The organism is Roseomonas sp. F4 (assembly GCF_053891155.1).
Genome location: NZ_JBSSHK010000001.1, coordinates 1,268,563 through 1,282,594, shown reverse-complemented (window position 1 = coordinate 1,282,594; position 14,032 = coordinate 1,268,563). Strand labels below are relative to the sequence as shown.

Sequence of the window (14,032 nt, the reverse complement as noted above, 5' to 3'; positions counted from 1 at the left end):
TTGGACCTTGGGGAAGGCGATCCCCATCCTGAGACCACCAGGAAGGAATCCCCGCCATGTCGACCACCCTCGAGACTCTCCCCGAAACCGCCCCCTATACCGTCGCCCCTGAGACCCGCATCGGCCATGTCCATCTGAAAGTGGCGGATCTGGAGCGTGGCCTGGGCTTCTGGCGCGATCTGATCGGGCTGGAGGTGCAGCAGCGCATCGGCGACCAGGCGGTGTTTCTCTCCGCCGGCGGCTATCACCACCACATCGCGCTCAACACCTGGGAAAGCGCCGGCGGCAGCCCGCCCGGCTTCGGCTCCACCGGCCTGTACCATGTGGCGCTGCTCCTGCCGGACCGCCCTGCCCTCGCCCGCGCGCTGAAGCGGTTGGTGGAAGCCGGCTGGCCGCTGGAAGGCGCGAGCGACCATGGCGTGTCGGAGGCGCTGTACCTGCGCGATCCGGACGGCAATGGCGTGGAGCTGTACCGCGACCGGCCGCGCGCGGATTGGCCAAAGCAGGCCGATGGCAAGCTGGCCATGTGCACCAAGCGCCTGGACCTGAAGGCGCTGCTGGCCGAGGCGGCTTAAGCGCTACCGCCGGCCTCCCCCGGCCAGCGCGGCGAGGGAGGCTGCCATCAGCAGCGCCGCGGCGCCCAGATACAGCCAGACCGCCGGTACCAGCGGCAGCAGCACGCCCGCCACCAGCGGCCCGACCCCCGCGCCGATATCCCGCCAGGTCGCCAGGCGGGCCAGTGCCGCCACACGCTCCTCGGCCGGCGCGCGGGCCGCCGCGACCGGCGCGGGCAGCGGCTGCAACAGGCCGCGCAGCCCCACCACCAGCAGGCTGCCGACCCAGAGCCAGCCAAGCCCGATCACCACCAATCCGGCCGCCGATCCCAGTGCAACTGCCAGCAGCAGCGGTGCGGCGCCCAGCCTCTCCGCGAGGCGGCCGGCTGGCGGGCCGAGCAATACCTCCGCCAGATAGCGCGCCGACAGCGCCGCGCCGGCCGCCAGCGCCGCCCCCTGCGGCAGGGCCGCGGCGGCGAGGAAAGCCAGGCCCAGCACGAACAGCCCGTCCAGCGTCAGGCCCTGGATGAAGGACCAGATGTCGAGCGGCTTCGGCAAGGCGAAGCGCGGCCCTCCACTTTTCAGCCGCGCCCCCTCCCCTCCCGGCAGCCGCCAGGCGAAGGGCAGCGCCACCAGGGAGAGCAGGCCAAGGCCCAGGAACACCACCCGCGGCCCCGCCAGCTCCGCCACCACGGCGCCCGCCAGCAGGCCGAGCATCGGCCCCGTGGCGATGATGGCGCGGGACACCCCGCTGCGCCGCGCGGCGCCGGAGGGCTCGGCGGTGGCCAGGGCCTGGGTGGCGATGTTCATGGCGGCGAAGGACAGGCCCCAGAGCAGCCGCGCCGGCAGCAGCCACCAGACGCCGGGCAAAAACGCATAGCCCGCCGTGGCACAGGCGGCGCCCAGCACCGCCAGGATGCAGGCCTGGCGCGGCCCTGACCGTTCGTAGAAACGCGCCACCCAGCCATAGCCCAGGATGCGCACAAGCCGGTTCGCCGCCAGCAGCAGCCCGGCCTCCGCCAGCGTCACGCCAAAGGCGGCGGCATGCAGCGGCAACAGCAGATACAGCACCGTATCGCCCGGCAGCGTCAGGCCCAGCACGAGGGAGGCATGGCGGGAGGCGCGATCCGCGCCCAGGCGGGTCATGCCTCCGGCGCCGTCGCCGGGCCCTCCCCCAAGGGACGGGTCATCAGCACGCTGTCGACCCATCGGCCATGTTTCCAGCCGACCGCCGGGATCAGCCCAGCATGGGTGAAGCCGGCGCGCCGGTGCAGGCCGATGGAAGGGGCGTTGCCCGAGTCACCGATCACCGCGACCATCAGCCGGAAGCCGGCTTCCGTGCAGCGCGCGATCAATGCAGCCAGCAGCGCGCTGCCGGTGCCACCGCGCCCGGCATCGGGCGCGACATAGACGCTGTTCTCCACCGCGAAGCGATAGGCCGGGCGCGGGCGATAGGCGCTGGCATAGGCATAGCCGAGCACCCTGCCCGCTTCATCCGTTGCCACCAGATGCGGGTATCCCGCGGCCAGCACGGCCTCCCGCCGCCTTGCCATCTCCGCCGCGTCGGGTGGGGTCAGTTCGAAGCTGGCCAGGCCATGGATCACCCAATGGGCGTAGATGGCTGTGAGGGCGGGGAGGTCGTCGGGGCGGCTGTCGCGAAGGATCGGCATGACCATGAGCATGCCAGTGTGACGATTGCATGACAACCGGATGTCTAGATGAATTCCGGCCCCTAATTAGCAGCCGGTCGCGCGTCAGGTCAGCGCGGCCATGTCCTCCTGCGGAAAGCGAAGCCGGAAGACAGCGCCCGGATTGCCATCCCGCAATTCGATGCTCGCGCCATGGGCGCGCAGCACCTCTCGCACGATGTACAGGCCAAGCCCGGCACCGGTGCCGCCGCCGCCGGCCCGCTGGAACGCCTCGAACACCCGCTCACGCGCCTCCGCCGGCACCCCCCGCCCGTGATCTGCGACCTCCAGCACGCCATGGGCGTCGATCCGCAATTCCACCTGCACGCCGGGGCCGCCATGGGCCAGGGCATTGCCCAGCAGGTTCAGCAGCACGCTGCGCAGCGACGGCGCATCGCCGTGGATGACCCAGCGCGGCACGGCGCTGTGGAAGGCGATGTCGCTGCCGGCATCGAGCGCCAGGGGCACGATCTCCGCCACCACCTCGCGGGCGAGCCCCACCATCTCCACCGGCTGGTCGGCCGCCGGCCCCGCGCCCGGCTGCGCCTGGGCGTGCTGCATCCGCTCCAGATCCAGCAACTGGTCGGCCAGCATCGCCAGGCGCCGGAGGTCGAGCCGCAGCCGCTGCCGGGCGCTGCCCTCGGGCAGTTCATCCAGACGAAGCGACAGGATCGCGATCGGCGTGCGCAGCTCATGCGCCGCATTGGCGATGAAGCGGCGCTGGCGCTCGTGCTCCTTCTCCAGCCGGTCGAAGGCCGCATTGGCGGCGGTGACCAGGGGCAGGATCTCACCGGGCACGCCCGCCACCGGCAGGACGACCTGGCGCTGCCCCGGCACCAGCCGGCTGGCCGCCGCCGCGGCCGTGCGGATCGGGCGCAGCAGGAAGCCGACCAGCCACCAGGTCACCAGGCTGGTGCAGACCGAGATGACCACGACCGCCTTCAGCCAGTACCCGAACCATTCTGTGACCCAGGCCCAGATGCCGGCGGAGAGGCTGCCACGCTGCCCCCCGATCAACGCCCCCACGCGGCGGCCTTCAGTCCAGATGTCGATGGCAACGCCGACCGGCAGCTCCGCCCGCGCCCCCCGCGTACCGCCCTCGCCCGGCCACAAGCCGACGGGCGGCATGCCCTTGCCGCCGAGCACACGGGCGGTTCCGTCCGATGCCCCGAACCAGAACTCGGGCGTGGCTCGCATATAGGCTTCCATGGCGGGCGTCGGCGCGAAGACCAGCACGCCCCGCGCGTCGCGGCGCAGCGATTCCGCCAGCAACCTCGTGGCCTGTTCCGTCGCGAACCACTCGCGCAGCGATCCGGGGCTGGCCAGGACCAGCGGCTGGGCCAGCACCAACAGCAGGATTCCAACCGAATGGAAGCTGATGAGCCCGATGGTCATGCGCCGCGCGAGGGATGGCGGCTGATCGGCGCAGCGCTTCATTCGGCGCGTGCCATATAGCCGACACCACGGACGGGATGGATGCCGACCCCCGCCTTGCCCTCCGTCAATCGCCGGCGCAGCCGGGAGACATGCGAATCCAGCGTGTTCGAGACCGGCGCATCGTCGAAGCCGAACACCGCGCTTTCGATGGTCTCGCGCAGCACCACGCGCCCGGCACGACGCAGCAGCAATTCCAGCAAGGCCAGTTCGCGACGCGGCAGATGCAGCGGCGCATCCGCGACACGCGCCTCGCGATGCACCAGGTCGAAGCTCAGCGCGCCCAGCACCAACGGCTCCGGCGCCGTGCCGGCGCGGCGGCGCATCACCACCCGCAGCCGGGCGAGCAATTCATCCAGTTCGAAGGGCTTGGCGAGGTAATCCTCGGCGCCGGCATCCAGCCCTTCCACCCGATCCGTGGTCTGGCCCCGGGCGGTCAGCACGATCACCGGCGGCGGATCGGGCAGCCTGCGCAGCAGCGGCAGCAGCCGCAGCCCATCGCCATCGGGCAGTCCGCGGTCCAGCAGCACGGCCCGCAGCCCCGGCTCCGGCAGCGCCGCACGCGCCTGTTCCAGACTGGTCACCCAGTCCACCACGAAGCCGCGCCGCGCCAACGCCGCACGCAGGGCACCCGCCAGTTCGACCTCGTCCTCCACCAGCAGGATACGCATCGGTTTCTCGGTTCAAGACGTCGGATCGGGCCGGGATGACCCCCGGGCGCACCAGCATCCCACGGCCAGATTGCCACAAGCTGACAGAGCCGGTCGCGGGGGCTCGTGCCAGGTCCACGAGGGACCATCGTCGCCATGCCAGCTTGCCGCAATCTAGCAAGGGTAGAAACAGGCGCATGCCGGGACTCGCCCCGGACCCACCAAGGATCGCCCGTATGACGCCTGACACACGCCGCCTTCGCCACACATCCTGCGCCTTGGCGATGCTGGCCTTCACCGGTGCCGCCGCGGCCCTGCCCGGCGCGGCCCAGGCTCAGCGGGCGCCCCTTCCGGAGAATGGCTGGTCGATGCGACTGGGGGCCGGCGCGGCCATCGGCCCGGCCTATCCGGGCAGCGAGACGACCCAGTTCTCGCCCTTCCCGCTGGTCGATCTCGCCTACCGCCCGGCTTTGCCGCTGCTCGACACCGTCTTCCTCAATGCGCGCGACGGGCTGGGCGTGGTCGCGCTCCGCCAGGGCCCCTTCTCCATCGGCGGCTCCATCGGCTACGCGCCGGGCCGCGACCAGGATGTGGCGGCGCGGCTGCAGGGCATGGGCGATATCGAGGCCGCGGCCCGCGCCAACCTGTTCCTGCGCGCCGATTTCGGCCAGTTCGGCCTTTCCGTCGAGGCCGCGCGCGCCCTCGGCGACCAGGAAGGCACCACGCTGACCTTCGGCGCCTCCCTCCGCCAGCCGGTCGGCCCGCGTCTCATGCTGCTGGGCCGGGTCGAGGCGACCTGGGCCGATGAGGACCACATGCAGCAATGGTTCGGCGTCACCTCCCAGCAGGCCAGCCGGTCCCGCTTCGCCGCCTATAATGCCGAGGCCGGGTTCCGCTCGGTCTCCGGCAGCCTCACCGCCATCTACAGCCTGAGTGATCGCTGGTCGCTGAGCGGCAGTGCGGGTGTGGCGCAGTTGCTCGGCGATGCCGCCGACAGCCCGATCACCGAAAGCAAGACCCAGCCCTTCGGCCTGGTGGGCGTCACCTACCGGTTCTGAAGGATGGCGCCGGGACAGCGATGATGAGCACGAGAGCGTTGATCGGCCTGATGGTGCTGCTGACGCTGGTCTGGCTCGTCGCGCTGGAGCATGTCTCCCGGCGTAGCTGGGAGGTCTGGGCCTGCGGCGTGGACATGATTCTGACGGAGGATGAAGCCCGGCTGGACTTCATCCCGCCACCGGATCAGGCGAAGCCCTTGCCCTGCTTGCGATAGGCCTCGCGGGGTGGGGCGAAGATGTCCAGCACCCGGCAACCCTCCGGCCCCGCCTTCATCGTGTGCGGCACGCCGCCCGGGGTACGCCAGAAGTCGCCCTTCTTCACGGCGATCTCCTCACCGCCCTGGATGCGCACGGCGCTGCCATCCAGCAGCACGCCCCATTGCTCCTCCGGATGGTCATGCATCGTGCCCATGGCATTGGGGGCGATGGAGACGATGGAGAGCATGGCGTGCTCGCCCGGGAAGATCCGGGTGGTGACGCCCGGCGCCAATTCGCGGGCCAGGCCCTGCGTCTCGTCATCCAGATTATGGAATTCGTCGGCTTGGCTCATCGCGGTGTCTCCTCATGTCTTTGGCGGACCGGTCTCTCGACCGGTCCGAGCGGCCGGACGGCCGCCGCGGCAAGTGCCGCGAGCCTAGCGGCCGGAGGCCGCGCCCGGCGATTGAGGGCAGCGGACGTCAGCCCGCGAAAGGGTCGCGCAGCATGATGGTGTCGTCGCGATCGGGGCTTGTCGACAGCAGCACCACGGGCGCTTCCACCAACTCCTCGATCCGGCGCACATATTTCACCGCCTCGGCCGGCAGTTCCGCATAGCTGCGGGCGCCGCGGGTGGAGCCGGCCCAGCCTTGCAGCACCTCGAAGACCGGCACCGCCTTTTCCTGCGCCGCGATGGAGGCCGGCAGGCGCTTCATCAGCTTCCCGTCCACCGTATAGCCCGTGCAGATGCGCAGTTCCGGCAGGCCGTCCAGCACGTCGAGCTTGGTCAGCACCAGCCCCTCGATGCCACCGACCTTCACCGCCTGGCGGACCATGCAGGCATCGAACCAGCCGCAGCGACGCGGCCGGCCGGTGACGGTGCCGAATTCATGGCCCTTCTCACCCAGCAGCCGGCCGGTCTCGTCCTTCAGCTCGGTCGGAAAGGGACCGGAGCCGACGCGGGTGGTGTAGGCCTTGGCGATGCCCAGCACATAGCCGATCTGCTTCGGCCCGACGCCCGACCCCGCCGCCGCATTGCCGGCGACGGTGTTGGAGGAGGTGACGAAGGGATAGGTGCCGTGGTCGACATCCAGCATCACCGCCTGCGCACCCTCGAACAGCACGCGCTTGCCCTCGTGATGCGCGGCGTCCAGCAATTCCCAGACAGGCTCGGCGAAGGGCAGCAGCTTCGGCGCCAGTTCCAGCAGCCGGTCCAGCAGGTCCTGCTTCGCGAAGGTCTCGGCACCGAGGCCCTTCAGCAGGGTGTTGTGGTGCAGCAGCAGCTCATCCAGCTTGTGCGACAGCACCTCCGGCTCCGCCAGGTCGGACAGGCGGATGGCGCGGCGTGCCACCTTGTCCTCATAGGCCGGGCCGATGCCGCGCCCGGTGGTGCCGATGGCATGCGCCCCGCGCGCCACTTCCCGCGCCTTGTCGATGGCCGAGTGCAGCGGCAGGATCAGCGGCACATTTTCCGCGATGCGCAGGTTCTCGGGCGTGACGGACAGGCCCTGCGCCGTGACGCGGGCGATCTCCGCCAGCAACGCATCGGGGTCCAGCACCACGCCATTGCCGATGACGCCCAGCTTGCCGCGCACCACGCCGGAGGGCAGCAGCGACAGCTTGTAGACCTGGTTGCCCACCACCAGCGTGTGGCCGGCATTATGCCCGCCCTGGAAGCGCACCACGATATCGGCGCGGCTGGCGAGCCAGTCCACGACCTTCCCCTTGCCCTCGTCGCCCCACTGGGCGCCGATCACGGCGACATTGGCCATGCCGAACTACTCCTGGATTGCTTCCAGCACGGGGCGCAGGGCGCCTCGGCTGTCCATCAGATGGGTGCAGCGCAGGGACTGCGCGGTATCGTCGGGCGCGAGCTGCGCCAAGGTGGCGTGGCCCTGGGCGCGCAGGGCGGCGGCCTGTGCGGCATCCGCCCCGGCGGGCAGGAAGACGCGCAGCCGCACCGGCCCGGGGGCGACGGCGCGCTGCACGGCATCGGGGTACAGCGTCATGCCCGTCGCCGGTTCCTCGCCGGACAAATAGCGGCCGCCGCGCGCGAGCTCCCCGGTACGGCCGGCGCCGAAGATCGTGAAGGCGACGCCCGTGTGATATTGCAGGCCACGGAATTCCAACGGGTCCAGCGTGATGCGCAGCCCCGGCGCGCGGGCACGCACCGCCTCCACCACCGCCGCCGCATGGTCGGCGATCAGCCGCGCGGCGGGCGGCAGCGCCTCCGCCGCCAGGACCGCCAGCGCGGCATCGGCGGGGCCGGCGGCGGCCAGCAAGGCGGGCAGCAGCAGCGCGGCGCCGCCGGCCCGTGCGGCATGGTCGGCCACCGCGGCGGCATCCTTGCGGTCCAGCGCCCGGGCCAGCTTGCGGCGCGCATCGCCCTGCACATCCGCCGCATCCAGCAGCGCGGGCGCCAGGCGCGGCAGAGTAATATCCAGCGAGGCCTCGGTGATGCCGACGGCGGCCAGGGCCTCCGCCGCCACGGCCGCCACTTCCGCATCCGCCTCGGCGCTTTCCGGCCCGATCAGCTCGATGCCGGCCTGCGGCAATTGCCGCGCGGGGGCAAGCTGGGTGCCCTGCACCCGCAGCACCTGGCCGGCATAGCTCAGCCGCAGCGGGCGCGGCACGCGGGCCAGGCGGGTCGCGGCAATGCGGGCCACCTGGGGCGTGGTATCGGCGCGCAGCCCCATCATGCGGTGGCTGACCGGGTCCATCAGCCGGAAGGTCTGTTCGGCAACGGCGGCGCCGGAACCGGCGAGCAGGCTGTCCTCGAATTCCAGCAGCGGGGGTTTCACCCGCTCATAGCCATGGCGGGCGAAGGTCTCCGCCAGGACCTCCACAAGCATCGCCTCACGCTCCGCCTCGGGCGGCAGCACGTCGGACAGGCCTGCGGGCAGAAGTGCGGGATTCGGAGGATCGTCGGTCATGGGTCTTCGCGCCGTGTGAAGGCGGCGCGTGTGTGGCAGGGGGGCGGCCCCTCCGCAACCCCTGCCGGGATCAAGGCTCCCCGGCAGGGGTTGCGGGTGACGGAGCTAGGCGCGCAGCTGACTGGCGAAACGGCTGACCTCGGTCCGCAGATCCACCGATTGCCGGGTCAGATCGGCCGAAGCATCACGCACCAGCACCGCGGCATCGCCGGAGCGCAGCACGCTTTGTTCCACCTGCCCGATCGCGGACGAGACCTCCTGCGTGCTGGCCGCGGCCTGGGACACGCCGCGCGCGATCTCCGCCGTGGCGGCGCTTTGTTCCTCCACCGCGGCGGCGATCGAGGAGGCGATCTGGTCCAGCTCCTCGATGGTGGTGGCGATGCGCGCCACCGCCGCGGCATTGCCCTCCGCCGCCTGCTGGATCTCGGTGATCTTGGCGCTGATCTCGTCGGTCGCCTGGGCGGTCTGGGTGGCCAGCGCCTTGACCTCGCTGGCCACCACGGCGAAGCCCTTGCCGGCCTCACCGGCGCGGGCGGCCTCGATGGTCGCGTTCAGGGCCAGCAGATTGGTCTGGCCCGCGATGCCGGCGATCATCCGCACCACATCGCCGATCCGCTCCGCCGCGGCGCTCAGCAGCTTCACCTGCCGGGTGGTGCCGGAGGCCTCCTCGCTGGCGCGCCGGGTGATGGCGGTAGACTGTGTCATCTGGCGGGTGATCTCACTGATCGAGGATGCCAGCTCCTCCGCCGCCGCGGCGGCGGAGTTGACGTTGCTGGCCGCGTCGCCGCCGGCCGCCCGGGCCGCGCCGCTCTGGCCGCGGGTTTCGTCCACCGCCGAGTTCATGGTGTTGGCGGCGCTGGTCAGCGATGTCGAGGACAGGCTCAGCCGCTCCGCGATGCCACCGACACTGGCTTCGAAGGCCTGCGCCGCGTTGTCGAGCATGGCGCGCCGATCCGCCGCGGCCTGCAGCCGTGCCGCCTCCTGCGCCTGTTCCATCTCGCGCATCCGCAGCGTATTGCCGCGCAGCACCTCCAGCCCCCGCGCCATCGCGCCCAGCTCATCGCCACGCTGCGTCCCGGGCACCGGCTCCGCCGCGTCACCCTCGGCGAGCTTCGCGGTGGTGACCGTCATCGCCCGGATCGGCCGTGCCATGCTGCGGGCCATCAGCAGGCCCACCAGCATGGCCGCCATCAGGACGGCGGCGATGGTGCCGAGCAGCATCCATCGTGACTGCACCAGATTGGCCTTGGCCGCGGTGCGGTCGAGCAGCAATTCGCCCACCGCGATGGGCTGGTCCGAAGCGTTGCGAAGCACCAGCATGGCCATCGAGACCGGGCGGCCATCGAGCTCCGCCTGTCGCGCCACCGGCTGGCCGCCGATCGCCGCGCGCAGCTCCTCCTCCCGCGCCACGCCACGCGGCGCCGTGCCGATGCCGGGTGCGAAGCCATTGTCGCGGGTCATGTGGATGATGATGTCGGCATTGATCGCCGTCCGGATGCGGCCCAGCAGATCCGGCCCCACCGCGGATTGCGTGATCATCGCAGCGACGGTGCGCCCTTCGAACTGGATCGGAACCGCGGTCGCCGCGACCACCACGCCATCGCTGCCGCGATCGAAGCCGCGCGCCGGCTGGCCCGTCGAATTTGCAATGACGACATCGCGCCGGCGCGCCGAGGCATCGTCGCCAAAGGTCTGCGGCGCGGCGGAGCGATAGATGATGGTGGCCGGCGCGCTGGCGATGGCGATCGTGTTCAGCAGCCGCTTGGCGGACATCGACTGAAAGATCGGCCCGACCAGCTGGTGCAGTGCCAGGCCGCGATCGCCGCGCGCGATGGCCTCCCCGACCCGCGGATCGCTGGCGATGGTCTGACCCATGCTCTCCAGCCGCAGCAGCTCGAGCTGCACGATTTCATTGGTGGTCGCGAGCATGCGGGCGGTGGAAGCGGTCGTCGCTTCCTCCGCTTCGATCTCATTCGCGATCAGATTGACCCCGGCGATCACCGCGCAGGTCAGGGTCGAGAGCACCAGAAACGCCATGAGAAGGCGAGCCTGGAGGGAGGCGAGGCGCTTTTTCATCGAGGCACGATCCAGATATCTCTGATCGTGATATCAATTGTCGCCTAGCAACCTCTTAAGTTACGAACCCGTCGCAACAACGTGAAGGGATGCGCACCGTTCGTTGCCGTGGGTCGTTCCGTCAGGCCGCAAGCCCCGGACGCTGAAAATATCACCCCGAAACCCGCGCCTTCCGGGGGCGCTCTCCACCCGAACCGGCGCATGCCGCGCCGGCGGGAGAGCAAGCCAGATGCCGCAGTTCGCAGCGACCATCAAGCATATCGGCGAGGGCGTGAAAGGCTTCACCATCAGCGCCGCGGTGAAGAACATCGAAGGCTGGGAAAAGACCTTGGAAGGCATGGAGACGCCCGGCGCCAAGGGCATCATCCGTGACCTGGAGCGGCTGAAGAAGCTGATCCAGGCGGATGAGATCGACGGCGACGCCGTGAAGAAGGTCGTCGCCAAGCTTGGCCAGGAAACCGTCACCATGGCCGGCCGTGCCGAAGGCGCGAAGGCCGATCAGGTGAAGCAGCTTGGCGAGGCACTGAACAAGGCGGCAGCGTGACCCCAGGCCGCCCGGTGAACGATGCCACCGGGCGGCCTGTGCTTCAGAAGGCCAGTGGCGTCGCGCGCGTGACCAAGGGCAGCGCGCGCACCGTGGCCAGCACGGAATCGGGCACCGGCGCATCCAGCCCGACCAGACAGATCGCATCCCCACCGGGCGTGTTGCGGCCCAGATGGAAAGTGGCGATGTTGATGCCCGCATCAGCCAGGGTGGTGCCGAAGTGGCCGATGAAGCCGGGGCGGTCCTGGTTGGTCACATAGAGCATGTGCGGGGCGAAATCGGCCTCCACCGCGATGTCCTTGATCTCGACCAGGCGCGGCTTGCCGGTGCCGACCAGCGTGCCGGCAACGGAGCGGCGCAGACCCTCCGTCACCACCGTCACGCGGACCAGCGTGGCATAGTCGCCGCTGCGTTCCAGCACCGTCTCCGCCACCTCGATGCCGCGTTCGCGGGCCACCACGGGGGCGTTGACCATGTTCACCGCGCCCATCATCGGCGTCAGCACGCCCGCCAATGCGGCGGCCGTCAGCGGCCGCTGGTTCAGCTCCGCCGCCTGGCCCTCATAGGCCACGTGGATCGCCTTGATCTCCTCGCCCTGCGCGGCGGTGAGCTGGCCGGCCAGCGCGCCGAGCTGACGGGCGAGTTCCATATAGGGCCGCAGGCGTGGCGCCTCCTCGGCGGTGACGGAGGGCATGTTGATGGCGTTGGACACGGCGCCGGTGAGCAGGAAGTCGCTCATCTGCTCCGCCACCTGCAACGCCACATTCTCCTGCGCCTCGGCCGTCGCCGCACCCAGATGCGGGGTGCAGACGACATTCTCCAGCGTGAACAGCGGGCTGTCGGTGGCCGGCTCCGTCTCGAAGACATCGAGCGCGGCGCCGGCGAGATGGCCGGCCTTCAGCGCGTCATACAGCGCCGCCTCATCCACCAGCCCGCCGCGGGCGCAGTTGATCAGCCGCGCGCCCTTCTTCATGGCGAAGATGCGTTCGCGCGAGAGGATGTTCTTGGTCTGCTCGGTGAAGGGCGCGTGGATGGTGATGACATCGGCGCGCGCCACCAACGCGTCGAGGTCCACCTTTTCCACGCCCAGTTCCAGCGCCCGCTTCTCCGACAGGAAGGGGTCGAAGGCGATGACCTTCATATGCAGGCCGACGGCGCGGTTGGCGACGATGCTGCCGATATTGCCCGCGCCCACCAGGCCGAGCGTCTTGCCGGAGAGCTCCACGCCCATGAAGCGGTTCTTCTCCCACTTCCCGGCCTTGGTGCTGGCGCTGGCTTCCGGGATCTGCCGGGCAAGCGCGAACATCATCGCGATGGCATGTTCCGCCGTGGTGATGGCATTGCCATAGGGCGTGTTCATCACAACCACGCCGCGCGCCGTGGCGCTCGACACATCGACATTGTCGACGCCGATACCCGCCCGCCCCACCACCTTCAGCCGCGACGCGACATCCAGGACCTCGCGGGTCACCTTGGTGGCGCTGCGGATCGCGAGGCCGTCATAGTTGTCGATGATGTCCCGCAATTCGGCGGGCTTCAGGCCGGGCTTGAAATCCACCTCGATGCCGCGCGCCTGGAAGATGGCGATGGCGGCAGGCGAGAGCTTGTCGCTGATCAGAACCTTTGGGGCGGCCATCACGCGGCCGCCTTCTGCTGGCCCTCGACCTGGGCAAAGGCCCAGTCGATCCAGGGCAGCAAAGCCGCGATATCGCTGGTCTCCACCGTCGCACCGCCCCAGATCCGCAGGCCGGGAGGCGCGTCACGGTAATTGGCGGCATCCAGCGCCACGCCTTCCTTCTCCAGGATCGAGGCCAGCTTCTTCGCCGCCACCGCCTGCCCATCCGCATCCAGCGCGGTGAACCAGGGCGCCACGATCTTCAGGCAGATGGAGGTGCAGGAGCGCGTCGCCGCATCCTCCGCCAGGAAATCCACCCAGGGGGTCTTGGCGACCCAATCGGCGATCGCGGCCAGATTGCCCTCCGACCGCGCGATCAGGCCCTTCAGCCCACCCACGGATTCGGCCCAGCGCAGCCCGTCCAGCGCATCCTCGACGCAGAGCATGGAGGGGGTGTTGATGGTCTCGCCCTTGAACACGCCCTCCGCCAGCTTGCCGCCCTTGGTCAGGCGGAAGACCTTCGGCATCGGCCAGGCGGGGGTGTAGCTCTCCAGCCGGGCGACGGCGCGCGGCGACAGGGCCAGCATGCCATGCGCGGCCTCGCCGCCCAACACCTTCTGCCAGGACCAGGTCACCACATCCAGTTTCGACCAGGGCAGGTCCATGGCGAAGGCGGCGCTGGTGGCATCGCAGATGGCCAGGCCCTCGCGGTCGTCCGGAATCCAGTCGCCATTCGGCACGCGCACGCCGCTGGTGGTGCCGTTCCAGACGAAGACGACGTCCTTCTTCCAATCCAGCGAAGCCAGGTCCGGCAGTTTGCCATAGGGCGCCTTCAGCACCCGCGCATCGGCCAGCTTCAGCTCCTTGACCACATCGGAGGCCCAATCGGCGGAGAAGGATTCCCAGGCCGGAATCTCGACGCCCCGCGCGCCCAGCAGCGACCACAGCGCCATCTCGACCGCGCCGGTGTCGGAGCCCGGGACGATGCCGAGGCGCCAGCCTTCCGGCATGCCGAGCACGGCTTTCGACAGGGTGATGACCTCGGCGAGGCGCGCCTTCGGCCCGGCGGCCCTATGGCTGCGGCCCAGCTCGGCGCCTTCCAGCGCGGCCAAGGTCCAGCCGGGACGCTTGGCGCAGGGACCAGAGGAGAAACGGGGATTCTTCGGACGCAGGTCCGGCTTTGTCGCCATGGTGGCAGGCTCCCTTCCAGAAGCAGATGCGCCCCGGTGGGGGGGCGTGGCCCGCCGAAAGGGTTAGACCCGTGCCGTCAGACGCGCAAGCGGGC

General features: G+C 70.3%; 14 protein-coding genes. 4 read left to right on the top strand and 10 right to left on the bottom strand.

Annotated elements, in window-relative coordinates:
* Nucleotides 1–56 precede the first annotated feature (56 nt).
* On the top strand, nt 57–575 hold the full coding sequence (locus ACVFYP_RS06240) for a VOC family protein (RefSeq protein ID WP_499199257.1): 519 nt from the start codon (nt 57–59) through the stop codon (nt 573–575).
* A gap of 3 nt (nt 576–578) precedes the next feature.
* On the opposite strand, the gene ACVFYP_RS06235 is transcribed toward ACVFYP_RS06240, so the two are convergent.
* The 4 genes from ACVFYP_RS06235 to ACVFYP_RS06220 form a co-directional block, all read right to left on the bottom strand.
* Nucleotides 579–1,700, bottom strand: a complete 1,122-nt coding sequence (locus ACVFYP_RS06235; protein WP_499199256.1) for an MFS transporter — start codon at nt 1,698–1,700, stop codon at nt 579–581.
* Complete coding sequence (locus ACVFYP_RS06230) at nt 1,697–2,224, bottom strand: GNAT family N-acetyltransferase (RefSeq protein WP_499199255.1); 528 nt, start codon at nt 2,222–2,224, stop codon at nt 1,697–1,699. Before ACVFYP_RS06230 ends, ACVFYP_RS06235 begins: the two co-directional genes overlap by 4 nt.
* Before the next feature lie 84 nt (nt 2,225–2,308).
* The gene (locus ACVFYP_RS06225; RefSeq protein WP_499199254.1) at nt 2,309–3,637 is read right to left on the bottom strand and encodes a sensor histidine kinase; all 1,329 of its coding nucleotides are present in this window, start codon (nt 3,635–3,637) and stop codon (nt 2,309–2,311) included.
* Between the two features lie 38 nt (nt 3,638–3,675).
* Complete coding sequence (locus ACVFYP_RS06220) at nt 3,676–4,347, bottom strand: response regulator (protein WP_499199253.1); 672 nt, start codon at nt 4,345–4,347, stop codon at nt 3,676–3,678.
* A 215-nt stretch (nt 4,348–4,562) separates the two neighbouring features.
* Between ACVFYP_RS06220 and ACVFYP_RS06215 the strand changes: the two genes are divergently transcribed.
* Nucleotides 4,563–5,384: a MipA/OmpV family protein gene (locus ACVFYP_RS06215; RefSeq protein WP_499199252.1), complete on the top strand. Its 822-nt coding sequence runs from the start codon at nt 4,563–4,565 to the stop codon at nt 5,382–5,384.
* Between the two features lie 20 nt (nt 5,385–5,404).
* A complete protein-coding gene (locus ACVFYP_RS06210; protein ID WP_499199251.1) occupies nt 5,405–5,599 on the top strand; it encodes a hypothetical protein in 195 nt (64 codons plus the stop codon).
* On the opposite strand, the gene ACVFYP_RS06205 is transcribed toward ACVFYP_RS06210, so the two are convergent.
* From ACVFYP_RS06205 to ACVFYP_RS06190, 4 genes are all read right to left on the bottom strand, one after another.
* Nucleotides 5,569–5,934 (bottom strand): cupin domain-containing protein, encoded by a 366-nt coding sequence (locus tag ACVFYP_RS06205; protein ID WP_499199250.1) that lies wholly within the window; start codon nt 5,932–5,934, stop codon nt 5,569–5,571. The genes ACVFYP_RS06210 and ACVFYP_RS06205 overlap by 31 nt on opposite strands.
* A 127-nt stretch (nt 5,935–6,061) precedes the next feature.
* The gene (locus tag ACVFYP_RS06200; protein WP_499199249.1) at nt 6,062–7,351 is read right to left on the bottom strand and encodes an adenylosuccinate synthase; all 1,290 of its coding nucleotides are present in this window, start codon (nt 7,349–7,351) and stop codon (nt 6,062–6,064) included.
* 6 nt (nt 7,352–7,357) lie between these two features.
* On the bottom strand, nt 7,358–8,512 hold the full coding sequence (locus ACVFYP_RS06195; RefSeq protein ID WP_499199248.1) for an ATP phosphoribosyltransferase regulatory subunit: 1,155 nt from the start codon (nt 8,510–8,512) through the stop codon (nt 7,358–7,360).
* A gap of 105 nt (nt 8,513–8,617) precedes the next feature.
* Nucleotides 8,618–10,588: a methyl-accepting chemotaxis protein gene (locus ACVFYP_RS06190; protein ID WP_499199247.1), complete on the bottom strand. Its 1,971-nt coding sequence runs from the start codon at nt 10,586–10,588 to the stop codon at nt 8,618–8,620.
* 229 nt (nt 10,589–10,817) lie between these two features.
* On the opposite strand from ACVFYP_RS06190, the gene ACVFYP_RS06185 reads away from it, so the two are divergent.
* Complete coding sequence (locus ACVFYP_RS06185; protein WP_499199246.1) at nt 10,818–11,132, top strand: hypothetical protein; 315 nt, start codon at nt 10,818–10,820, stop codon at nt 11,130–11,132.
* 43 nt (nt 11,133–11,175) lie between these two features.
* On the opposite strand, the gene serA is transcribed toward ACVFYP_RS06185, so the two are convergent.
* Both serA and ACVFYP_RS06175 read right to left on the bottom strand, forming a co-directional pair.
* Nucleotides 11,176–12,768, bottom strand: coding sequence for a phosphoglycerate dehydrogenase (gene serA / locus ACVFYP_RS06180; RefSeq protein ID WP_499199245.1), 1,593 nt, complete (start codon nt 12,766–12,768; stop codon nt 11,176–11,178).
* Complete coding sequence (locus tag ACVFYP_RS06175; protein ID WP_499199244.1) at nt 12,768–13,937, bottom strand: phosphoserine transaminase; 1,170 nt, start codon at nt 13,935–13,937, stop codon at nt 12,768–12,770. Before ACVFYP_RS06175 ends, serA begins: the two co-directional genes overlap by 1 nt.
* Nucleotides 13,938–14,032: the final 95 nt, after the last annotated feature.

Excerpts from the sequence above, each read along its gene's own strand:
- ACVFYP_RS06240 (WP_499199257.1), top strand. The coding sequence starts at position 57 with ATGTCGACCACCCTCGAGACTCTCCCCGAAACCGCCCCCTATACCGTC.
- ACVFYP_RS06235 (WP_499199256.1), bottom strand. The coding sequence starts at position 1,700 with ATGACCCGCCTGGGCGCGGATCGCGCCTCCCGCCATGCCTCCCTCGTG.
- ACVFYP_RS06230 (WP_499199255.1), bottom strand. The coding sequence starts at position 2,224 with ATGCCGATCCTTCGCGACAGCCGCCCCGACGACCTCCCCGCCCTCACA.
- ACVFYP_RS06225 (WP_499199254.1), bottom strand. The coding sequence starts at position 3,637 with ATGACCATCGGGCTCATCAGCTTCCATTCGGTTGGAATCCTGCTGTTG.
- ACVFYP_RS06220 (WP_499199253.1), bottom strand. The coding sequence starts at position 4,347 with ATGCGTATCCTGCTGGTGGAGGACGAGGTCGAACTGGCGGGTGCCCTG.
- ACVFYP_RS06215 (WP_499199252.1), top strand. The coding sequence starts at position 4,563 with ATGACGCCTGACACACGCCGCCTTCGCCACACATCCTGCGCCTTGGCG.
- ACVFYP_RS06210 (WP_499199251.1), top strand. The coding sequence starts at position 5,405 with ATGATGAGCACGAGAGCGTTGATCGGCCTGATGGTGCTGCTGACGCTG.
- ACVFYP_RS06205 (WP_499199250.1), bottom strand. The coding sequence starts at position 5,934 with ATGAGCCAAGCCGACGAATTCCATAATCTGGATGACGAGACGCAGGGC.
- ACVFYP_RS06200 (WP_499199249.1), bottom strand. The coding sequence starts at position 7,351 with ATGGCCAATGTCGCCGTGATCGGCGCCCAGTGGGGCGACGAGGGCAAG.
- ACVFYP_RS06195 (WP_499199248.1), bottom strand. The coding sequence starts at position 8,512 with ATGACCGACGATCCTCCGAATCCCGCACTTCTGCCCGCAGGCCTGTCC.
- ACVFYP_RS06190 (WP_499199247.1), bottom strand. The coding sequence starts at position 10,588 with ATGAAAAAGCGCCTCGCCTCCCTCCAGGCTCGCCTTCTCATGGCGTTT.
- ACVFYP_RS06185 (WP_499199246.1), top strand. The coding sequence starts at position 10,818 with ATGCCGCAGTTCGCAGCGACCATCAAGCATATCGGCGAGGGCGTGAAA.
- serA (WP_499199245.1), bottom strand. The coding sequence starts at position 12,768 with ATGGCCGCCCCAAAGGTTCTGATCAGCGACAAGCTCTCGCCTGCCGCC.
- ACVFYP_RS06175 (WP_499199244.1), bottom strand. The coding sequence starts at position 13,937 with ATGGCGACAAAGCCGGACCTGCGTCCGAAGAATCCCCGTTTCTCCTCT.